Raw genomic sequence first — 20,837 nt, forward strand, 5'->3', positions numbered from 1 at the left:
CCTCCATGCCGAAGCGTTACGCTGCGGCGTTTTTCCAGGTTGTGTTGACGGTCCGGGCGCAGCAGGGCGACCCGGACCTCGAGTCGTCAATCAGAAGGTGTATTTCATCGAAAACGTGGCGTAGTCGCGGTCAGCGAACGGACGATCGATCGCGTCGGCTTCCCCCAGGTAGGCGATGTATCTCAAACCGAGTTCCAGGTTGCCCAGGTACTTGAAGGTCGTGCCCGCACTCAGGCGTCGGTCACCGGCAACGCCGGAAATGCTTCCGGACATGGGCGTGGAGCCGCTGAAGACGTTGGAGAAGCTGAGGGGGACATCCAGATCCCAGCCTTGGAAAACTCCCGGATAACTGAACGATGCGCCCACGGTGTAGGCGCTGGAGTACTTGGTGCGGTAACCCGCGGCGGTGCTGTAGGTGTAGTCATCGGAAGAGGCCACTAGAGGTGCCAGGGAGGGCAATAGGTTCACGCCTTGCAGGTTGGGCGCCGCCGAAGTGGATTCGACGCTGTCGACCTGCACGCGGATGATTTCGGCTGTCAGACTGGTCTGGCTGGCCCAGGGACGGTCGCCGAGGATCCGGATCGCCGACAACTGCATTTGCTGGCCCTTGCCCTTGGCCGGTACTGCTCCAAGGCCGGTATTGACCATCACTGGCGCACCATCGCGGTACGACCATTCGGCGCCGACCTGGGTGTCGCCGATCTTGGTCGAGGCGCTGATGCCGGTCAGCTTGATGTCTTCGAAGTACTTGATCTCGTAGCCATTGCTGACGAAAGCGTTGCGGCCACCGCCAATCGGCAAAGCGTTGTAGCCGACCAGTGCGGTGGCCGGGTTCTTGTCGTGGTAGTTGACATGAAACAGCGACAGCTCGATTGCTGGCACCGGGCGGTAGCGCATCTGCACGCCCCACTGGCCACCATCACTCGGCTCGTCGGTGCCGCGGTAAGGGATCTTCTGGCCGTTGGCGTAGATAAACTCGCGCCCTGGCCCGACCACGTCGCTGCCCGACAGATAGCTGCCCACCGGCGGCAGTTCGGTACCCTTCCATTCGTATTGCACGTATGCACCGAAGGTCAGTTGGGGGTTCAGTCGGAACGAGCCGGAGAACTGGCCCACCGGCAACAGTACTTCCTTGACTTCAACACCCGGTTGCGAGGCTTTTACCGCATCGGACGGGTTTTGTACGCCGTTCACACCCGGGTAGAACAGGCTTTCGCCCCAGGACTCGATGTGCCGCCCGGCCTTGACGTCCAGCATGGTGTCGTTGTCAAAGCGCCAGCCGCTGAATACATAGACATCCAACATTTTGCTGCGACCGCCGCTGTAGTAGCGGGTATCACTGGTGAACTCGTCGTTGCTGCCGTTTTTGTTCACGGTGGCCGGCGAGTCGTTATCGTTCATGCGGTGGTAGATGTCGTCGTAAAAGGTACTGCCGCGCACCACGGCGCCGTAGTTGTCCTTGCGCAAGATCATTTCTGCCAGGGCGCCCACGCGGTTGGTGGTCAGACTGCCGCTGTCGAAGTTGCGGTTGGCATCGTCGGCGTTGACCGTCAGCAAGCGATCGCTTTGACTGCCCGTGCGCACACCGATGCCGTAGCTGGTGGTCACCGACCAGTCGATGGTTGCGCCGTTGTCGAACTCGATCGTGTCACCGGCCCATACGGGCGTGGACAACAGCGCAATGGCCGCCGCGAGACTGCTGATCTGAAATGCGCTCGAACCGCTGACCGTGAAGTTATTGTTGTTCTTGTTGATCACACTGACTCTCCTCAATGACAACCGGCTGGCTGCCTGGAATGTTCAACACTGCTGCCGTGCCGTCCGCTCAAAACACCTTGAGCGGAGTAACAGCGCACGCTCCCCTTACAGCACGCCGGTAGCGATATCGCCCCCGGTCCTCTTCCCGCTCCAGCGACCCTTCGGCCACCAGGTAGTTGGCATGGGCCAACGTTTCGCCAAGTGCCATCAGTTCGTCGAAACGACCCGATAGCTTGGGAAACAACAGGGCCATCAGTTCGAGCACGGTGCGCGGCTCGTCACAGTTGGCCAGCATCAGCGCCAGGTGCCCTTTGTGATGGGCTTCCAGTTGATCCAGGCGCTCATGCAAATTAAAAAACGGCCGTTCGTGCGCCGGCAGCACCAGCACGCTGTCGGGCAAGCTGCGCAAATGCTCGATGGAATCGAGCCAGTCGCGCAGCGGGTCGGCCAACGGTTCAGTGGCATGCACACCGACGGTGGAGGTGATGCGCGGCAACACCTGGTCGCCGGAGATCAGCAAGCCGTCATCCGCGGCGTACAGGCAGGCATGCTCCGGCGAGTGCCCGCGACCGATGACCACTTGCCAGGTACGGCCGCCGATATGCAGTTCACTGCCTTCGTGCAAACGGTGGAAATGGTTCAGCGGCACTGGCAGGAAATGGGCGTTGCTCATCACCGCGAACATCTCGGTGCTCTGTTCGTCACTGACGCCGGCCTTGCGGTAAAAATCGAGAAAATCCCAGCCCGGTTTTTGATCGGCAGGAAACTTGACGTGCAGCGACTGGAACTCACTGGCGGTCATGTACACCGGGCAATGAAAACGCGCCGAAAGCCACGCGGCGACCCCGGCATGATCAGAGTGAAAATGGGTACAGACCACCGCCAGCAACGGCAACCCGCCACACACTTCATTCAGCACCCGGTCCCAGACCTCTCGGGTCTGATCGGTGTTCATGCCGGTGTCCACCGCCACCCAGCCGTCGGTGTGGCGCAGCAGATAAAGGTTGATGTGGTCCAGGCGAAACGGCAGCGGCATGCGCAGCCACCACACGCCTGGCGCCACTTCGCGCACCTGTCCGGAGTCGGGCGCTTGCGGCCAGGGATAACGCAGGCCGCCGCGCAGTTCATGACCGTTGACGTCGAGATCAGCCATGGTCGGCCACCGCGAAGGGTGTCAGGCCGGCCCGCGTCAAAGCCTCTGTCGAATAAGGCACATAGGTGCGCGCCTGTTCGTCGCGAATGAACAGAGGATCGCTGCAACGGGTCGGGCAGTAACCCTGGCGCTGCAGATCCACTTTGCGCAGTTTGAAGCTGGCCGTCAGATCCGCCGACTGGGTGACCCGCACGAAAACCGGTGCCGCATAACGCGGCAGGCGCGCTTCAGCCAGGGCGTACAGCGCGACAGGATCAAACGTCTGGGCCGCCTGCATCAGCACGGCGGCCATGCCGGCGCGACCTTCATTGCCCGGCACCTGGACGCCATAGATATTGATCAGCTCCAGCCCCGGCAGATCACCCAACGCATCCGCGACTTCCTGAGTCGATACGTTCTCGCTCTTCCAGCGATAGGTATCGCCGATACGGTCGACGAAGTAGCAGTAACCGTCGGCGTCTTCGCGCAGCAAGTCGCCGGAACTCCAATAAGCATCGCCCTCGCGCAACACATTGCGGCGAATCTTGCTCTCGGTGGCCTCGGTCGAGGTGTAGCCCTCGAAACGCCCGCCACCTATCTCAGGGTGATCGACGATAAAGCCCATGGCCTCGCCGACCTCGCCCACTTTGCAGACTTGATAGAAACCGTTTTCGTCCCGCGGATGGCAGTCGTTTTCGATGTCGTAACGCACCAGCCGCAGGTTGGTCTTGTTCCAGTCCGGCACGCGTCCGCAGGAACCGAAATAGTTGTCGACGTTGATCACTGCAGCATTGGCTTCAGTGGCGCCCCAGCCCTCGAACACCTGGATCGGGCCGAAGCGCTCCAGCCAGCGTTGCCAGGAATCCGGCGACAGCCCGGCACCAAGCATGCAGCGCAGGGTGTGCTCGCGCTCGTTCGCTTGCACCGGTTGATTGAGCAGGTAGCGGCAGATCTCACCGATGTACTGGAAGATGCTGATCTGATGACGAGACACGTCCTTCCAGAACTCACGCACGCTGAACTTGCGGCGGACCACAATGGCGGCACCGGCGCGCAGCGCGGTCGACGTCACGGACGTGGCCGCTGCGCCGTGGTACAGCGGCAGACAGCAATAGAACACATCCCTGGAGGTGGCCTGCAGGGTCGTTTCCATCACATCGCCCGACGACATCCAGCGCATGTGGCTGTAACGCGCCGCCTTGGGCAAGCCTGTGGTGCCCGAGGTAAAGATCAGCAGGGTCGGCGTCTGCGCGTCGATGTGCGCGCGGATATCCCGGGGGAACGGCGTGCGCGGGGCTTTCTCCAGGCGCGCATCGAAATGCCCGTCGACTCCCTTGGGCAGCGCTGCGGTCCAGGGATTTTCCGCGTCTCGCAGCAGCCAGCACGGCAGGTCTGGAAAACCTTCGGTGGCCTGCACATTGGCCAGGCACTCTTCACCGATCACCAACGCCTTGGCCTCGGTCGTCTGCAACGCATGCAGCAGGGGTCGACCACTGACCTGAGTGTTGATGAAGGCCACCACCACACCGAGCTTGACCAGACCGAACCATGTGCAGAAAAACGCCGGACGATTTTCCATGGCCAGGGCGCAGACATCACCGGCGCGCAGGCCATTGGCATAAAAGGTGTGGGCCATCTGGTTGGCTCGCGCATCGACCTCGAAGTAGCTCAGGGTCTGCTCGCCATAGATCAGGAACGCTTGCTCTCCTTGCTTGCTTGCCTGTTGTTCCAGACGATCGGCCAGGGTGTAAAGGTCGCCCGGTTTGATCTGCCCGGCGGCCGCCGAGCGTTGGTCGAGCAGCGCTTGGGTCTGCTCCCGTGGCACTGGACGTGTTGGCAAGACGCGGCTCAAGTCATTGAGGTTCATTGCGCCACCTCCTGGGCAATCGCTTGGTAGGCGCAGTAGTCGGAGTAGCCCGCCGAGCCCGGTGTATAGAGCGTTTTACGATCGAAGCGGCTCAGCGGCAGGCCACGCTTCAAGCGGTCCACCAGATCGGGATTGGCGATAAAGTGACGGCCGAACGACACAGCAACCCCCTCGCCCGACGCGAGCGCGGCGCTGGCCGAAAGGCCGTCGAAACCATCGTTGAGAATCAACGCATGCGGACTGTGCCGACGCGCCAGGGCGAAGGCATCGAGCTCTGCCAGTGGCGAGCGCATGATGTGCAGGTAGGCCAGGTTTAGCGACGCCACGGCTTCGCACAAGGCAGCCGCCGTGGCCGCCGGATCGCTGTCGTCGATGTCGTTGTAGGGGTTGCCGGGGCACAGGCGAAAACCGACGCGTCCGGCGCCAATCGCACCGGCCATGACCTCGATCACTTCCTTGGCAAAACGCACCCGTCCGGTCACATCGCCGCCGTAGGCGTCGCTGCGCTGATTGCTGCCGGAGGCCATGAACTGCATCGGCAGATAGCCGCTGGTGCAATGCAGTTCGACACCGTCGAAACCCGCCAGACGCGCATTCAATGCGGCCTGGCGATAGTCTTCGATCACGTCGTCGATGCCTTGCAAAGTCAGTGCGTGGGGCTCGTCTGTGTCCACCAGTCCGGCAGCGTCGCTGAACACCTGCGTGCGTGCGCGCAATGCCGAAGGTGCGACCGTGGCCGCACCCGCCGGCTTATTGTGCCGGCTGGCGGCGCGACCAACGTGCATCAGCTGCAGGACGATGCGCCCGCCCTCGGCATGCACCGCCTCGGTGACCCGCTGCCAGCCGACGATCTGCTCGTCGCTGTAGATGGCCGGGGTGCGACAATAGCCCAGGCCACTGGCCGAGGGCGCGGTGCCCTCAGCGACAATCAACCCGGCACTGGCACGCTGGCGGTAGTATTCGACCATGTCGCCACCAGGGACCGCATCGGCAAGGGCACGGCTGCGAGTCATGGGTGCCATGACGATGCGGTTGGCCAGTTGCAGTTCGCCCAGGGCGACCGGTTCGAACAAGACGCTCATTTCAATTCCTCAGCTTCTTATTGTTTTCAGGCTGTCGCCATGCTCGCCACAACGTGGGCAAGCGCTGACATGCCAGCGGATACGGGCTGAATGATTGACGTTGAGCACAAGCGAAACATCGTCCGACAAGACTAGGTTCGCCATTGGGTAAGGCGGCTTGCCTGGGTACGACAAAGATGGTCTGAACGGACGATGAAATAAAAACCGGGCACGTAGAGCATCGCGCCAACTAGAACAAAACCGGGAGCACCCGCAGTGAACCAATCCACCCCCGTGACATGGCGAACGCACTACGCGTTGTTCGTGCTCGCCAGCATCTATGTGTTCAACTACATCGACCGCCAGTTGATGGCGATCCTGATCGAACCGGTGAAGCTCGAATTCGGTATATCCGATACCGGCATCGGCCTGCTTTCGGGGGTGACCTTCGCGGTGTTCTACACCGTGTTCGGCTTCCCGATGGGGCGTCTGTCGGACCGCATCGGACGCAAGCCGGTGATCGCCTTCAGCTGCATCGCCTGGAGCCTGATGACCATGCTTTGCGGGATGGCCGGCAACTTCCTGACCCTGGTGCTGGCACGGGTTGGCGTGGCGGTTGGCGAGGCTGGCGGTACGGCGCCGTCGGTGGCCATGGTCTCGGATCTGTACCCGGCGAACCGCCGATCCACGGCCCTGTCGGTGCTGATGCTCGGTTCCAGCCTAGGGGCGATCGTCGGCCTGGGCCTGGGTGGCTGGATTGCCCAGCACCACGGTTGGCGCTACGCCTTCTTGCTGATCGGCGCACCCGGGATCTTCCTTGGCCTGCTTCTGCTGCTGACTGTGCGGGCACCCCAGCGCGCAGTGCCGCTGGGCCACCTCGCGACGCAACAGGATGGCTGGCTCAAGACCCTGGTCGAACTGTTTCGCATGCCCTCGTTCCTGTGCCTGGTGCTCACCGGCGGCGCGGCGGCGATTGCCGGCTACGCCATCGGCACCTGGAGCCCGAGTTTCCTGATCCGTTCCCACGGCCTCAACCTGCAAGAGGCCGGATTTTTGGTGGGCGTGGTGGGCGGTGGCGGCGCGACCGTCGGCACCCTGTTGTGTGGCATGCTCACCGACCGCATGGCGCGGCGCGATGTCGGCTGGCAAATCGGCGTGCCGTTGCTGGGTACGCTGATCAGCATCCCCTTCGCCCTGGCGTACTTCCTCTGGCCCCAAGGCACGGCGTTCCATATCGGCAGCATCGCCGTGCCCCAGGCGTTCCTGTTCTACAGCGCCTTCGCCTTCTTCGGCGTGTGGTGGGCAACACCGTGCCTGAGTGCCATTACCCACCTGTTCCCGGCCACACGCCTGGCCCAGGCCACGGCGATTTTCGTCATGTCCATGACCCTGCTGGGCGTTGGTATCGGACCGCTGTTCGTCGGCATGCTCAGCGATTTCTTCGTGCCGACCCTGGGCAGTGAATCGCTGCGCTATGCCCTGGCTTCGTCGGTGTCGATGCTGTTGCTGGCCAGCGTGTTCCTGGCCCTGGCACTGCCGCGTTATCGCCAACAGATGAAGCACCCGGCTGCACCCCTTGCACCGGTCCGGGCCGTGACGGCCTGACTCCTTTCCTGCACCACCGCGCCGCTGCAACCTTGCCAGGTTGCAGCGGCTTTTTTTCATGAGGAATGCCATGAGCGCCGTACAGATCTGCAACCTGCTCTACCGTTACGCCGAGTACCTGGACAGCGGCCGACTGGTCGAGGCCGCCGAACTGTTTCGGCATGCCCGCATCAAGGTAAACAGCCAGGGCGAGTGCCTTGATCACACCGCCCTGCTGGGCATCTGGCAGCAACGCATCAAGCTCTACCCCTGCGGTACACCGCGCACCCGACACGTCATTAGCAACCCCATCATCGACATCGACGAAGCCTCGGGAACCGCCACGGTTCGCGCCTGCTACACCGTGCTGCAGGCCACCGACACACTCCCCCTGCAACCCATTGCCGCCGGGCGCTACCTTGATGAGTTCGAGCGTGTCGACGGGGTCTGGCGGTTCAGCTTTCGTGATTATTCGCACCTGGACATGTTGGGGGATTTGCGCGGGCATTTGGTGATGTAGCCGCAAATGGTCTGAACGGACGATGAGGGGAACCCGAAGCGGGCCGAGCATCAGGTCAACCGAAAAAACCGGAAATGAAGGGAGGCAAGATGGACATCAACAATCTGCTGCTTGAGCGCGAGCTCAATGTAGTCCTTTCCCGCTATGCACGTGCTTGCGACCAACGCGACTGGTCGGCCATGGAGGATGTTTTCCTGGAGGATGCCACCGCCGACTATGGCGGCTTGCAACACCTTCAAGGGCGTGAGCCGATTGTGGCGATGATCCGTGTGCACCTGGATGGCTGCGGACCTTCGCAGCACTTGCTTGGCAACCTGTTGGTCGACGCCAGTGATGCGGCCGTCGAGAGCCGCGTGTACGTGCGTGCCGCGCATCGCGGCGCCGGCAGCATGCGGGACATCACCTATGAATCGCTGGCCGAATATCAGGATCGCTGGGTATCGACGGTGAACGGTTGGCGTATTGCCCATCGACGCATGGTCATCAGTCACGAGCAGGGATGCCGCGACATCCTGCGCCCGACAACAGAGGCTGCGCACAGATAGGTGCAGGCCTGTGATCGTTTCCACGCTCCGCGTGGGAACGATCACAACGAGTACATCCGCGAAATCAGGTCGGCTGTCAGGCCGCCTCGCTTTTGCTTTCGCTTTTGATTTGGCTTTTGATTTTCTTGCCCCATCGAGAGGCCGAGTGGAGGTTCTGCGCAGTGGGTAAACCGGCAAGGATGCCGGTTTAGCCGCGCTGGGCCATGGATGGCCCATCGCGGCGACCCACGGAGCAGGACCGGAGCGAGGGCATGCCGAGCATTAGCGAGGCACCGAACGCCAGGGGCAAGAGCCCTTGGTTACTTGGGGCTTTTCCAAGTGACTCGCTGTAAGAGCGAAACCCTAAGTCGCCGTTACCGCAGCAACGGATATACACCCAATCCAAATATGCAACGAGTACATTCGCGAATGCCCGGCGATCTATAGACCCTGAGCATAGAAATGCGGGTTGTCCAGGCCAGGCTTGCCATAACGCAACACCTCTCCGGCCAGGGTGCGGATCTGTCCACCGGCCGCGACAAGCACCGCATGCCCCGCAGCGATATCCCACTCCATGGTGCGCCCCAGGCGCGGATAAAGGTCGGCCTCACCGGCCGCCACCAGGCAAATCTTCAGCGATGAACCGGCACTTTTCAGTGATCGCACATGGCGCCCGTCGAGGAATTTGTCCAGCGCCTCGGCATCGCCATGGGAGCGGCTGGCGACCACGTCCAGGCCCTCGTGCGGCACTGCACGGCAGTGAATGGGTTGGCGCTGCCCGGCCTGTTCGATAAAGGCTCCACAACCGTGGGCACCCGCGAACAGACGCGACAGCGCGGGCGCCAGAACCACCCCAAGCACCGGCTCACCGTTATCGATCAGGGCGATATTGACGGTGAACTCGCCATTGCGATTGATGAATTCCCTGGTTCCGTCCAGCGGGTCCACCAGCCAGAAACGCTGACCCACGTCGGGCACCTGGCCGGCAGCGGCGGCCTCTTCGGAAATCACCGGAATCTGCGGCGTACGCGCCGCCAAGGCACGCAGAATCAAAGCCTCGGCACGCTCGTCAGCTTCGGTCACTGGCGAGGCATCGACTTTGCCGCGTACCTCGAAATCCGAGCGGTACACCTCCAACACCAGCTCACCTGCTTCGCGAGCAATAGCGATGACGTCTTCAAGCAGAACAGTCATTGACTCGTTCATGGCAATTCTCCTGTTTTTGTTCTTCGTATGGTCCATTCGGCCTATGCGCCGTTTTCCGGATCCGGGAACAGTACAGACATCCGCACCACCGCCACTGCGCAAATGGATGTTTAACAGGAGTTCCTGTGTCCCACGGCAATCAGTTATCCGTTCCACAGATCAACAAGCTTCGCCTGCGCGCCGTGCAATTGCGCATCGCTGGCAGCACGCTCAAAGCCATCAGCCAGGACACCGGACTCTCATCGCCGACGATCATTTCTGCCTACAAGGCGTGGCAGGCCGGTGGCTGGAATGCCGTGCCCGTGCGCGAACGCGGGCGCAAGCAAGGTGAAGGCCGCAGCCTGTCTGCCGAGCAGGAACAGAACATCTACCGATTGCTGGTCAGTACGCCGCCGGAACGACACCAGTTACCCTTCCTGCTCTGGCAACTGGAAGCGATGCAGGCACTGGTCAAGCGCCTGCACGATATCGACTTGCCGGAACGCACCGCCGCCCATTATTTGCAACGCTGGCAGCTCAATGCCGAGCGCCCGGCCAAGCGCGTCGCGAATGCTTCGCTAGCGGTGCAGCGTTGGTACCGCGGCACCTACCGGGACATCCTCGAACAGGCTCGTACGCAGAACGGCGAGATCCACTGGATCGATGACTACGGTGCGCGCAACGACCAGGGCAAGCTCAGTCACGGAGTACTGCGCGCGGTCAGCAATCGCGGCAAGGTGCTCTGGCTGCCATACGAAGACGGCTTGCGCGCGCCCCACCTGGAAGCGTTCTTCGACCGTTTGTATCGCTCCGTCGACCGCAAAGTGTTCGCCCTGCTCTCGGGCATGCACTGGCAACGCGCCGCGACCTTCATCACCTGGGCCGGCGAACGCGCCGAACGGCTGCATCTGTTTCATCTGCCCGAAGCCAGCGCAATGCTCAGCGGTGCCCGCGACCTGGCGACCCAGATCAGTCAGCAAGCCGCGCGCGTTTGTCCTGACGATGAGCTCGATCACGTGCCCGCCACAGTCGCTCCCCCCCTGCCCCGCGATCCCATGCTGCAGATGTTGCGCCTGATGTTAAAACATCAAGTCGCGCATAAGTCCGAATCGCAGCAGTTGTACGTTGATAAACGACAACAACAAAAAGCGAGAGGAAAATCTATGACGCTTACCCATCTGCAACGACTGGAAGCGGAAAGCATCCAGGCAATGCGCGAGGTTGTCGCCGACTCCGACAATCCGGTCATGCTCTACTCCATCGGCAAGGACAGTGCGGTCATGCTGCACCTGGCCATGAAGGCCTTCTACCCGGCCAAGCCGCCCTTCCCCTTACTGCATGTCGACACCACCTGGAAGTTCCAGGAGATGTATCGCTTCCGCGATCAGATGGTGGCCAAGCTGAACGTCGACCTGCTGACCCACACCAACCCCGAAGGCATTGAAATGGGCATCAGCCCGTTCAAGCACGGGTCGCAGATCCACACCGACATCATGAAAACCGAGGGCCTGAAACAGGCACTCGATCACTACGGTTTCGACGCGGCCTTCGGCGGCGCGCGTCGCGACGAAGAAAAATCCCGGGCCAAGGAACGGATTTTCTCCTTTCGCTCCGATCAGCACCGCTGGGACCCGAAGAACCAGCGTCCAGAGCTTTGGCACCTGTACAACACGCGTAAACACAAGGGCGAGTCGATCCGCGTGTTCCCTCTGTCCAACTGGACCGAGCTGGACATCTGGCAATACATCTATCTGGAAAACATCCCGATCGTACCGCTGTATTTCGCCGCACCGCGCCCGGTGGTCGAGCGTGACGGGATGCTGATCATGGTCGATGACGCACGCATGCCGCTGAACCCGGGTGAAGTGCCGATGATGCGCAACGTGCGCTTCCGCACTCTGGGTTGCTACCCGCTCACCGGTGCCGTCGAGTCCGATGCCGACACCCTGCCCAAGATCATTCAGGAAATGCTCCTGACCCGCACGTCCGAACGTCAGGGGCGAATGATCGACCACGACTCGTCCGCATCGATGGAGAAGAAAAAACAAGAGGGGTACTTCTAATGGCACACGTATCTGACCTGATTGCCGAGGATATCGGGCAATACCTCAAGGCCCACGAGCACAAGAGCCTGCTGCGCTTCATTACCTGTGGCAGCGTGGACGATGGCAAGAGCACGCTGATCGGACGCCTGCTTTACGATTCGAAAATGCTCTTCGAAGACCAGATGGAAGCGCTGGAGGCCGACTCGAAAAAAGACGGCACCCAGGGTGGTGAACTGGATTTCGCGCTGTTGGTTGACGGCCTGGCCGCCGAGCGCGAACAAGGCATTACCATCGACGTGGCCTACCGTTTTTTCTCCACGGAGCTGCGCAAGTTCATCGTTGCCGATACCCCGGGCCATGAGCAGTACACCCGCAACATGGTGACCGGAGCCTCCACGGCCGACGTGGCCGTGGTAATGATCGACGCCCGACGCGGCGTGCTGACCCAATCCAGGCGTCACAGCTATCTGGCTTCGCTGATCGGCATTCGCAAGGTGGTCCTGGCCGTCAACAAGATGGACTTGATGGACTACTCGGAGAAAGTCTTCAACGCCATCGTCGATGACTACCGCGCCTTCGCCAGGCAGATCAATCTTCAGGATGTCACCGCCATCCCGATGTCCGCGCTGCGGGGTGAGAACATCACCGAGCAGAGCGAGCACATGCCTTGGTACCGCGGAACCACGCTGATGGGTTACCTGGAAACCGTCGAGATCGACGAGGCGCACCAGCAGAAACTGTCGTTTCGCATGCCGGTGCAGTGGGTCAACCGCCCCAACCTGGATTTCCGTGGTTTCACCGGCACCATCGCCAGCGGCGTGGTTCGTCCCGGCGACCGCGTACGTGTGTTGCCGGCCGGGCAAGAGAGCCGAATCTCGCGCATCGTTACCCTCGACGGCGACCTGCAACAAGCCGTGGCCGGGCAGTCCATCACCCTGACCCTGACCGACGAAGTCGATTGCAGCCGCGGCGATGTCCTGTCCACTTCGGAAGACCCGGCCAGCGTCGCCGACCAGTTCCAGGTCAGCCTGATCTGGATGCACGAACAGGCCATGCTCGCCGGTCGCCCTTACTTAATGAAGATCGGCGGCAAGACGCTGTCGGTCACCCTGGCGGTGCCCAAGTACAAGATCAACGTCAACACCATGGAGCACTTGGCGGCCAAGGAACTGGCGTTGAACGAGATCGGCGTGTGCAACCTCTTCTCCAGCCAGCCGATCGCTTTCGATCCCTATAAGGACAATCGCGAAACCGGCAGCTTCATCCTCATCGACCGCCTGACCAACGCCACCGTCGGCGCAGGCCTGATCGAGTTCTCGCTGCGCCGTTCGCAGAACATCCATATGCAGCACGTGGATGTGAACAAGAAGGCACGTGCCGAACAGATGGGCCAGCAGCCGGTGCTGCTGTGGTTCACCGGTTTGTCGGGGGCTGGCAAATCGGCCATCGCCAACTTGCTGGAAACCCGGCTGTACGCCCGCGGCCGCCATACCTACTTGCTCGACGGCGACAACGTGCGTCACGGCTTGAACCGCGACCTGGGCTTCACCGATGCCGACCGGGTAGAGAACATTCGCCGGGTGGCCGAGGTGTCCAAGTTGTTCGTGGATGCCGGGATGATCGTGTTGACCGCCTTCATCTCGCCGTTCCGCTCCGAGCGCGAGATGGCGCGTGGGCTGCTGCAGGAAGGCGAGTTCATCGAGATCTTCGTCGACACGCCGCTGGCCGTGGCCGAAGAGCGCGACCCCAAGGGCCTGTACAAGAAAGTCCGCCGCGGTGAGTTGAAAAACTTCACAGGCATCGACTCGCCTTATGAGGTACCGAGCAAGCCGGACATCCATATCCAGACCAGCAAGCTGACGCCGGAGGGTGCAGTGGACCGGATCATCGAGGTGCTGACCGAGCGCGGCTTCATCGGTAAGGAACTCTAGCCCCGGCGCCCGGTTCGCCGGGCATTTGACCGTGTCCCGTGAATCCGGCTCAAGCGCCTCTTGGCAGTCGCTCACGAGCCGGATTCGCCTAATCAAGAGAGTCTAACAATGACAATCAGCTCTATTGACGAACAACAGCTGTTGAGTGGCCAGACCTGGGCCACGTTCTGCGATCACCTCAAGCGCTGCGGCGAGCAGATCCTGCGTCCCGAAGCACCCGTCGATGCGGCCACCCGCGCCGAAGGCTTCCGCTACCTGACGCGCCTGCTGCGCATCGGCCTGGAGATGCACATCGAGTTTGCCGACCCGGCGTTTCCCAGTTTCTTCAAGACCTCCCACGAGACCGCGAAAATTGGCGCCGACAACCCGGACAACCTCTATGAGTACTCGCGCCTGGACGGCACGCTGGACTATCGCATCAAAGGCCAGCGCGGCAGTGTCGCCTACCTGAGCTTTGGCACCCAGAAAGGCGGTTATGAAACCGACGGCACCCTGATCCAGACCGGTTTCATCGATGCCAGCCAGCTACAGGTCGATGACCAGGGCAATTTTGAAATCATCCTCAGCAGCGAACCGCAAACGGGCAACTGGCTGAAAATGGAAGGCGCCACCAATGCCTTGATCGTACGCCAGACGTTTCTTGACCGTCGCAGCGAAGTGCCGGCCAAGTTGAGCATCGAGCGCATCGGCACCGATTCCAAGCCACAGGCCCTTGACCCGGCGACGTTCCAACAAGGCCTGGCGCGGGTATCGAGCTTCGTGGAAAACACCGCCCGGCTGTTCGCCGACTGGAGCGAAAGCTACCTGCCGCACAGCAATCAGTTGCCCCCAGCCAACCAGGCGCTCTGCCAGTCAGTTGGCGGCGATCCGAACATTTTCTACTACCACTCGCACTGGGCGCTAGCCGCGGACGAGGCGTTGGTCATCCACATTGATAAAGTGCCGGACTGCGACTTCTGGAACTTGCAGATCAACAATTACTGGATGGAGTCGCTGGACTACCGCTACCACCAGATCTGTTTCAACAAGCATCAGGCCCGCTACGACGACAACGGCGGCGTGACGCTGGTACTCAGTGAGCTGGACCCCGGGGTGAGCAACTGGCTGCAAACCGCCGGTGTACGCCAGGGCACGCTCTGCCTGCGTTGGGTCGGCGCCCGGGAGCAATGCCACCCCACCACCCGCGTCGTAAACGTATCTGCCGTCGCGGAGGCCGTATGAACGCGCACACCCGCATTGAAGACCTGACCGTCGAAAAACTGCTGGCCAGCGCCATCGCGCGCAGCAATGGCCTGAGCGATTTTGGCGATGACAACTACCGCGAGTCGTTGCAGGCGCTGCTCGATGCCCTGGCCGCCGAAGCCCAGCTGTCAGCCTCCGGCCTGTATTTGCTGGAAGAAAGGTTGGTCGGGCAACTGGTCAACCGCCTGGTGATGGAAGACTACCTGCGCCGTCATCCAGAAATAACCCAGATACAAATCGACGATCCGCTGGTCATCGTCGGCCTGCCGCGCACCGGCACCACCATGCTTCAGCGCACGCTGGCGGTCGACCCACGCTTCTACTCCGCCGCCTGGTGGGAAACTCGCTTTCCGGCACCGCTGACTGACGAAACTCTGGCCGCGCCGGCCAAGCGCATCGCCCAGGCCAAGGCCGAGGTCGATCTGATGGCCGAGGTGATCCCGCAGATCCTCGCGATCCACCCGCTGGATCCGATGCTCTGCGACGAAGAGTTCATGCTCATGGAACACTCGTTCATGTGCGCCATGGACGCCTACGTCAACGTGCCTAGTTATACCCGCTGGCTGGATCAGCAAGACCAGCGGCCGGTCTACACCCAACTGAAGAAAATGCTGCAGTTCTTGCAGTGGCAGAAGCAACAACGGCGTGAGCCGGCAGGTCAACGCTGGCTGCTCAAAGCGCCACAACATCTGCACACCCTGGATTTGCTGCTGGATGTCTTCCCCAAGGCGCAGGTGATTCTGACCCACCGTGAACCGGCCCAGACCATCCCGTCGATGGCCAGCATGGCCCACACCCTGTGGCAGATGTACAGCGACAACCCGGACCCGAAAGCCGCTGGTGAGCAGTGGAACAACCGCATGGCGCGAGGCATCCGTCACACCATGCAGGTTCGCGAACAGCATGTGGCCGAGCGCTTTCTCGACATCCACTTCGCCGACACCGTGAAGCAGCCGCTGCAAGTGCTGGAAAAGGTCTACGCCTTCGCCAATCTGCCGTTTACCGATAAGGCCCGCGCCGACGCGCAGGGCTGGCTGTCGCAAAACAGCCGGGAAAAACGTGCCAGCCATGACTACAGCCTGGAGCGCTTCGGTCTGAACGAGACGCAGATGATCCAGGACTACAGCGAATATCGCGCCCGTCACCTGAGCGTCAATCACTGAACGCAGGTTGGAGAAATCATGGAAAAAATCATCTTGACCTTGTGGAAGCCGACACAACCCAACGCCAGGCAATGGCGTGCGGATTTGTTCGACCTGCGCGACGCATTGACTGCAGCCGGTGCAAAAAACCTCCGCGTGATGCTGGTCGACGAGGCGGTGGCCGCCGCCTCGACGCAGCGCATCACCAATAGCGCCGTGCCCCTGGACGGGTTGCTCTCGTTGTGGCTGGACAGTGCCTCGCAATGGCCCGCCATCCAGGCACTCGTGGCGCCCAAGACCCGCCGCCTGGAGGCTTATCTGGTGGTGGAATCCGAGCCGTATCCCGAGGAGCGCCAGCCCCGTGCCGCCCAGTATCGGGTGCCGGTCGGCGAGCGCACGCCCGGCATGAATCAGGTGGCGTTGCTGCACAAGCCAGACCGGATGAGCTACGAGCATTGGTACGACACCTGGCGCAACGGACACGGGCCTAATGCCTATCCGCTGCAATCGATCTTCGGCTACCGGCAGAACACCGTGGTACGCGCGCTGACCTTCGGCGCACCGGTGCTGCACGCCATCGTCGAAGAGAACTTCCCGCCCGAGGCCATCGGTAATCCGCAAGGATTCTTCGCCGCCCTGGGCGACCCGGACAAGTGCGCGCAGCGCCAGCAAGCCATGTACGAATCGACCAGCAAATTCATCGACTTCCAGAAGATCGACTGCATCCTCACCAGCGAGTACCAGCTCAGTGCCTGAGTGGCCCCAAGGAGGCTTCACATGTTGGATCTAGAAGCAATCGAGCTGATCAAACAGCTCAAGGCGCGCTATTTCCGCGCCATCGACACCTGCAACATCGAGATGCTCCAGGGCATGCTGACCGAGGACGTCGCCCTGTCGTTCAAGAGCCCTGCCTACGAGTTCCACGTCAATGGCCTGGGCGATGCGCTGGACTTCTATCGCACCTCGTTCACCAAAACCCGCCTGGCCACCCACAACGGTCACACCCCGGAAATCGAAGTCGATGGCGACCAGGCGACAGCCCTCTGGTACCTGAGCTACGTGTTCATCAACCTCGAGGAAAACACCCACATGCACGGCAGTGCGATCTACCAGGATCGCTACATCAAGCGCGGCGAGCGCTGGATGATCGCCGAGACGGGCTACGAAACCCTGCTCGAGACTATCCAGCCCTTGAGTGAACAGCTGCAGATCACCTCCAAACCCATCAACTGAATGCACAACAGGAGACAGTCATGGCCAGAGCAGAAAACATAGTGACCTCCCACACGGTGGAAATTAATGCCCCCGCCCGGGTGGTCTGGGAAGTGCTCATTGATCTGGACAATTACCACCAGTGGAACAGCTTCTGCCCGAACATTCAGTGCGGCCTGCAGATCGGCGACGAGGTGCATATGCAGGTACTTACGCCCGATACCGGCGAAACCGTTCCGGTCTTCGAATACCTCGTGGCCTGCGACCCCGAGCGACTGCTGTCCTGGGAGCAGCGCCCCGTCCCGGAAAACATGGACGCCGCCCGCCGCGATCAGTACATCAAGGCCATCGATGCCAACCGCTGCAGCTATTTCACCACTGACATTTTCCTGGGCCTGAACCAGGACACGATCATGCGTGAACACGGAGCCTGGGTAAAAACCGGCTTCGACCAGATGGCCCTGGATCTGAAACGACGTGCCGAAGAACTGCACGCCAGTCGCACCTGAACGCCCCATTCCCTACCAGAACAATAAGAAGGTAATTGCCATGTTGCTCAAAGATAAAGTCGTCATCATTTCCGGTATCGGTCCTGGCCTCGGCATCAAGCTGGCCGTGCGTGCCGCGGAGTATCAGGCGAAGGCCGTGGTATTGGCCGCCCGCACCCCGGCCAAGCTGGATCAGGCTGAACAGGCCATCCGCGACGCCGGCTACAGCACTCCTGTGCTGAAAGTCCCCACCGACATTGCCCAGGCCGAACAGTGCCAGACGCTCGCCGACCTGACGATCGAGCACTTCGGCCAGATCGACGTATTGATCAACTCTGCCTACGTCCATGGCGCCTGGGGCAGTTCCTCCGAGTCGTCAATGGACGACTGGCGCAACGCGATGGACGTCAACCTGTTCGGCACCATGCACATGACCCAGGCCGTGTTGCCGCAGATGAAGAAGCAGAAGTCGGGCAGCATCGTCATGATCAACACCATGGCCACCCGCACCCCCAACCAACTGGAATCCGGCTATGCCGTCTCCAAGGGTGCATTGAAAACCGCCGTGCAGTACCTGGCCCAGGATCTTGGCCCGTTCGGCATCCGCGTCAACTCCACCTTCATGGGCTGGATGTGGGGCGCGCCGGTCATCGGCCACTTCGAGAGCGAAGCCAGGCGCCTGGGTGTCCCGATGGAGTCGCTGGTCGACCAGGTCGCCCAACAGATTGCACTGCGCAAGATCCCCGAAGACAACGACTGCGCCATGGCCGCCCTGTACCTGGCCAGCGACTACGCCAAGGTCATTACCGGCGCACAACTGGACGTCAACGGCGGCCACTTTCTGCCCTGCTAAGCACTTCAAGGCGACAAGCACGTCGCCTCTTTCCAGCGGCCACACGGTACCCGTGTGGCCATCGCCTTCCCCTTGGAGTTGAATAACATGCTGGATCTCGTTGCCATCGAGCAGATCAAACAGCTCAAGGCCCGCTATTTTCGAGGTATCGATACCTGTAACCTCGAACTACTGCGCAGCATCCTCGCCCCCGAGGTGAGGATCAGCTTTCAAAGCCCGACCTACCAGCTCGAACTCAACGGACTGGAGCAGGCCATCGAGTTCTACCGCACCAACTTCACCAATCGCCGTTTCGGCATGCACAACGGCCACACCCCGGAAATCGTGGTCAACGGTGATGAAGCCACTGGCCTCTGGTACCTCAACGACCTGTTCATCAACCTCGATAAGCAGACCCTGCTTAACGGCAGCGCGATCTATGAGGATAGCTACATCAAGATACAAGGCGAATGGCGCATTCTCCGTACCGGTTACAAACGGCTGCTGGAGATCATCGGCCCACTGGATCCCCAATGGTCGATCACCTCTCAGCCGATCAACTGACTGACAACCTGAAAGTCAGCGTGTAATCGCGCTGACTGGGTTTTTTGCTCGCAACGAAGATGTCTAGCCCTGAACTAACGCCAGCTGCTACAGGTAATGGGACGTTGTTGAAAGAACGCGTCTGACCAGCAAAAAAAGGTTCTTCACGGCATCTCGGGAAAACAAGAGCATCGTGCTGATCTGTCTCAGGTAAATCCTCCTGCTATCGAATAACCTTATTGCAGAACCCAACCCAAAAAGGCCCCACCGTTACCCGGCGAGGCCTTTACTTGTAGCGGGTATTGCCGAAGTCGTTACCGCCCGATCGCCCGCGCCGCATCCGCGGTGTATTGGTCCGGGGTGAATTTGCCTTCGTTGAGGATCGGGCCCTTCTTCGACTCGTTGGTCATGCCGTAACCGGTGTACTGGCCTGAATTCAAGTCCATGAAGAATTGCGACCCGGCCTGCCAGCCACTCATGTCAGGGTGGTAGTAGTAGTTGACCATGGCGTGCTTCCACAGCTGCCCGCGGGCATCGTAGTTGTCGGCCATGACCGAGTTCCAGGTGTCTTCGTCGATGAACAGCACACGCTTGCCATAGACATGGCGATAGCCTTCCTTCAGGTCAGCTTCCAGCACCCAGACGCGACGCAACTCATAACGCATGAACTCCGGGTTGGGATGGTTGGGGGTCAGCATGTCGGCATATTTGATCGACGCGGTGTTGGGCTTGAAGGCGTTGGCCGGGCTGTAGATTTCACGCTTGCCAATGAGCTTCCAGTTGAAGCGCTCCGGAGTGCCGTTGAACAAACGGTCCTCGTCGACGGTCATGGTGCCGTTGGTGCCAATCATTGGTTGATCGAAGCCGTAGCCCGGTAGTTGCCGTACGCGGCGGGTGGATGGGCTGTAGGACCAGGCCTGGCGTGAGTCCGTACCGAAGTTGTAGGGTTCGTGCGAAATGCTCAGCGTGCCGTTGTCACGGGCCGGTTTGAGGGTCATGTTGTTGCTCATGGCCGAAATCTTGTCTTCGGTCCTGGAGTCGGCACTGGGTGAATTGGCCAATGCCAGGTTACGGGCATATGCACGCCCCCAGCCGATGCTGCCATTGGGCAGGACCGAAGCCAGATCGGTGGTTTTTTCCTCGGTGTAGGCACGCGCCGGCTGTTGGTGGTTCCACAGCAATTCCATGCCGTTCTTGGGAATCGGGAACGGCACCTGGCCAATCCCGGTAAAACCTGCACCGTCATTGACCAGTTTGGCCTGCAATGCGTTGTCCATCGCACGGCGGCACACATAATCCGGATAGCGGAAATCCCGATGGCCCGGGTAGATGTTCATTTTGTAGGTGGTCGGATACTTCTTCAGCAGCGCCTTCTGGCCCTCGGTCAGGTGCGACTCGAACTGGCTCATGTTCTGCGCAGTGATCACCAGAATCGGCTTCTCCGCCGCATAGGGGTCCACCGGCTGGTCGCCGGAGAACTTCACATGATTCCAGCCCGGGACTTCACCCAGGTACTTGCCGGTGTACGGCGGAATGGTGCCCTCGGCATTGCCGGCTTGCTCGGCGCCGACACAGGTCAGCTCCTTGCCCAGTTTGGCTGCTTCCTGAGGTGACACCGCGGCGTGCGCAAAACCCATCAGCCCGCTATTGGCTGTGACTGCGACCGCGAGCATGAGACCTGTTCTTGTTATTTTCATGTGATGCCTCCTTCGCTGATAAGGCTGTGTGGATGGACCCATTGTTCGGTTTCTGCCGGCCCCGACATCGTCCG

At 60.9% G+C, this 20,837-nt stretch carries 18 protein-coding genes; 12 read left to right on the forward strand and 6 right to left on the reverse strand.

Features of this window, described 5'->3' with window-relative positions; translation table 11 throughout:
- Window positions 1–90: 90 nt before the first annotated feature.
- The 4 genes from CKW15_RS16660 to CKW15_RS16675 all read right to left on the reverse strand — a co-directional run bounded on the left by CKW15_RS16660 (window position 91) and on the right by CKW15_RS16675 (window position 5,839).
- On the reverse strand, window positions 91–1,758 hold the full coding sequence (locus CKW15_RS16660) for a DUF1302 domain-containing protein (protein WP_095152457.1): 1,668 nt from the start codon (window positions 1,756–1,758) through the stop codon (window positions 91–93).
- A 67-nt stretch (window positions 1,759–1,825) separates the two neighbouring features.
- Complete coding sequence (locus tag CKW15_RS16665; protein ID WP_095152458.1) at window positions 1,826–2,911, reverse strand: MBL fold metallo-hydrolase; 1,086 nt, start codon at window positions 2,909–2,911, stop codon at window positions 1,826–1,828.
- The gene (locus CKW15_RS16670; RefSeq protein ID WP_095059615.1) at window positions 2,904–4,757 is read right to left on the reverse strand and encodes a long-chain-acyl-CoA synthetase; all 1,854 of its coding nucleotides are present in this window, start codon (window positions 4,755–4,757) and stop codon (window positions 2,904–2,906) included. Before CKW15_RS16670 ends, CKW15_RS16665 begins: the two co-directional genes overlap by 8 nt.
- Window positions 4,754–5,839 (reverse strand): alkene reductase, encoded by a 1,086-nt coding sequence (locus CKW15_RS16675; protein WP_095059616.1) that lies wholly within the window; start codon window positions 5,837–5,839, stop codon window positions 4,754–4,756. Before CKW15_RS16675 ends, CKW15_RS16670 begins: the two co-directional genes overlap by 4 nt.
- Before the next feature lie 255 nt (window positions 5,840–6,094).
- On the opposite strand from CKW15_RS16675, the gene CKW15_RS16680 reads away from it, so the two are divergent.
- From CKW15_RS16680 to CKW15_RS16690, 3 genes are all read left to right on the forward strand, one after another.
- The gene (locus CKW15_RS16680; RefSeq protein ID WP_095059617.1) at window positions 6,095–7,423 is read left to right on the forward strand and encodes an MFS transporter; all 1,329 of its coding nucleotides are present in this window, start codon (window positions 6,095–6,097) and stop codon (window positions 7,421–7,423) included.
- Between the two features lie 70 nt (window positions 7,424–7,493).
- Window positions 7,494–7,922, forward strand: a complete 429-nt coding sequence (locus CKW15_RS16685) for a nuclear transport factor 2 family protein (protein ID WP_256580362.1) — start codon at window positions 7,494–7,496, stop codon at window positions 7,920–7,922.
- An 89-nt stretch (window positions 7,923–8,011) separates the two neighbouring features.
- Window positions 8,012–8,467, forward strand: a complete 456-nt coding sequence (locus CKW15_RS16690) for a nuclear transport factor 2 family protein (protein WP_095059619.1) — start codon at window positions 8,012–8,014, stop codon at window positions 8,465–8,467.
- Window positions 8,468–8,887: 420 nt separating this feature from the next.
- Here CKW15_RS16690 and cysQ read toward each other — a convergent pair whose 3' ends face one another.
- Window positions 8,888–9,652, reverse strand: a complete 765-nt coding sequence (cysQ, locus tag CKW15_RS16695; protein WP_177408839.1) for a 3'(2'),5'-bisphosphate nucleotidase CysQ — start codon at window positions 9,650–9,652, stop codon at window positions 8,888–8,890.
- 1,055 nt (window positions 9,653–10,707) lie between these two features.
- Between cysQ and cysD the strand changes: the two genes are divergently transcribed.
- The 9 genes from cysD (at window position 10,708) to CKW15_RS16740 (ending at window position 19,087) form a co-directional block, all read left to right on the forward strand.
- The gene (gene cysD / locus CKW15_RS28805) at window positions 10,708–11,694 is read left to right on the forward strand and encodes a sulfate adenylyltransferase subunit CysD (RefSeq protein ID WP_256580364.1); all 987 of its coding nucleotides are present in this window, start codon (window positions 10,708–10,710) and stop codon (window positions 11,692–11,694) included.
- Complete coding sequence (gene cysN / locus CKW15_RS16705; RefSeq protein ID WP_095059621.1) at window positions 11,694–13,607, forward strand: sulfate adenylyltransferase subunit CysN; 1,914 nt, start codon at window positions 11,694–11,696, stop codon at window positions 13,605–13,607. Before cysD ends, cysN begins: the two co-directional genes overlap by 1 nt.
- A gap of 108 nt (window positions 13,608–13,715) precedes the next feature.
- Window positions 13,716–14,828, forward strand: coding sequence for a DUF1214 domain-containing protein (locus tag CKW15_RS16710; RefSeq protein WP_095059622.1), 1,113 nt, complete (start codon window positions 13,716–13,718; stop codon window positions 14,826–14,828).
- Window positions 14,825–16,012: a sulfotransferase gene (locus CKW15_RS16715; protein ID WP_095059623.1), complete on the forward strand. Its 1,188-nt coding sequence runs from the start codon at window positions 14,825–14,827 to the stop codon at window positions 16,010–16,012. Before CKW15_RS16710 ends, CKW15_RS16715 begins: the two co-directional genes overlap by 4 nt.
- Window positions 16,013–16,030: 18 nt before the next feature.
- Window positions 16,031–16,747 (forward strand): EthD domain-containing protein, encoded by a 717-nt coding sequence (locus tag CKW15_RS16720; protein ID WP_095059624.1) that lies wholly within the window; start codon window positions 16,031–16,033, stop codon window positions 16,745–16,747.
- 21 nt (window positions 16,748–16,768) lie between these two features.
- A complete protein-coding gene (locus tag CKW15_RS16725) occupies window positions 16,769–17,224 on the forward strand; it encodes a nuclear transport factor 2 family protein (RefSeq protein ID WP_095059625.1) in 456 nt (151 codons plus the stop codon).
- A 20-nt stretch (window positions 17,225–17,244) separates the two neighbouring features.
- A complete protein-coding gene (locus CKW15_RS16730) occupies window positions 17,245–17,712 on the forward strand; it encodes an SRPBCC domain-containing protein (protein ID WP_095059626.1) in 468 nt (155 codons plus the stop codon).
- Window positions 17,713–17,752: 40 nt separating this feature from the next.
- Window positions 17,753–18,544 carry an SDR family oxidoreductase gene (locus CKW15_RS16735; RefSeq protein WP_095059627.1) on the forward strand — a complete coding sequence of 264 codons (792 nt, stop codon included), beginning with the start codon at window positions 17,753–17,755 and terminating at the stop codon, window positions 18,542–18,544.
- A gap of 87 nt (window positions 18,545–18,631) precedes the next feature.
- On the forward strand, window positions 18,632–19,087 hold the full coding sequence (locus CKW15_RS16740; RefSeq protein WP_095059628.1) for a nuclear transport factor 2 family protein: 456 nt from the start codon (window positions 18,632–18,634) through the stop codon (window positions 19,085–19,087).
- 293 nt (window positions 19,088–19,380) lie between these two features.
- Here the strand turns inward: CKW15_RS16740 and CKW15_RS16745 are convergent, their stop codons facing one another.
- Window positions 19,381–20,763 (reverse strand): DUF1329 domain-containing protein, encoded by a 1,383-nt coding sequence (locus CKW15_RS16745; protein ID WP_177408840.1) that lies wholly within the window; start codon window positions 20,761–20,763, stop codon window positions 19,381–19,383.
- Between the last annotated feature and the right edge of the window lie 74 nt (window positions 20,764–20,837).

The organism is Pseudomonas sp. Irchel s3b5 (genome assembly GCF_900187435.1).
Lineage (GTDB): Bacteria > Pseudomonadota > Gammaproteobacteria > Pseudomonadales > Pseudomonadaceae > Aquipseudomonas.

Coding starts and splice junctions, on each gene's coding strand:
- CKW15_RS16665 (WP_095152458.1), bottom strand. CDS start 2,911: ATGGCTGATCTCGACGTCAACGGTCATGAACTGCGCGGCGGCCTGCGT.
- CKW15_RS16670 (WP_095059615.1), bottom strand. CDS start 4,757: ATGAACCTCAATGACTTGAGCCGCGTCTTGCCAACACGTCCAGTGCCA.
- CKW15_RS16675 (WP_095059616.1), bottom strand. CDS start 5,839: ATGAGCGTCTTGTTCGAACCGGTCGCCCTGGGCGAACTGCAACTGGCC.
- CKW15_RS16685 (WP_256580362.1), top strand. CDS start 7,494: ATGAGCGCCGTACAGATCTGCAACCTGCTCTACCGTTACGCCGAGTAC.
- CKW15_RS16690 (WP_095059619.1), top strand. CDS start 8,012: ATGGACATCAACAATCTGCTGCTTGAGCGCGAGCTCAATGTAGTCCTT.
- cysQ (WP_177408839.1), bottom strand. CDS start 9,652: ATGAACGAGTCAATGACTGTTCTGCTTGAAGACGTCATCGCTATTGCT.
- cysD (WP_256580364.1), top strand. CDS start 10,708: ATGTTAAAACATCAAGTCGCGCATAAGTCCGAATCGCAGCAGTTGTAC.
- cysN (WP_095059621.1), top strand. CDS start 11,694: ATGGCACACGTATCTGACCTGATTGCCGAGGATATCGGGCAATACCTC.
- CKW15_RS16710 (WP_095059622.1), top strand. CDS start 13,716: ATGACAATCAGCTCTATTGACGAACAACAGCTGTTGAGTGGCCAGACC.
- CKW15_RS16715 (WP_095059623.1), top strand. CDS start 14,825: ATGAACGCGCACACCCGCATTGAAGACCTGACCGTCGAAAAACTGCTG.
- CKW15_RS16720 (WP_095059624.1), top strand. CDS start 16,031: ATGGAAAAAATCATCTTGACCTTGTGGAAGCCGACACAACCCAACGCC.
- CKW15_RS16725 (WP_095059625.1), top strand. CDS start 16,769: ATGTTGGATCTAGAAGCAATCGAGCTGATCAAACAGCTCAAGGCGCGC.
- CKW15_RS16730 (WP_095059626.1), top strand. CDS start 17,245: ATGGCCAGAGCAGAAAACATAGTGACCTCCCACACGGTGGAAATTAAT.
- CKW15_RS16735 (WP_095059627.1), top strand. CDS start 17,753: ATGTTGCTCAAAGATAAAGTCGTCATCATTTCCGGTATCGGTCCTGGC.
- CKW15_RS16740 (WP_095059628.1), top strand. CDS start 18,632: ATGCTGGATCTCGTTGCCATCGAGCAGATCAAACAGCTCAAGGCCCGC.
- CKW15_RS16745 (WP_177408840.1), bottom strand. CDS start 20,763: ATGAAAATAACAAGAACAGGTCTCATGCTCGCGGTCGCAGTCACAGCC.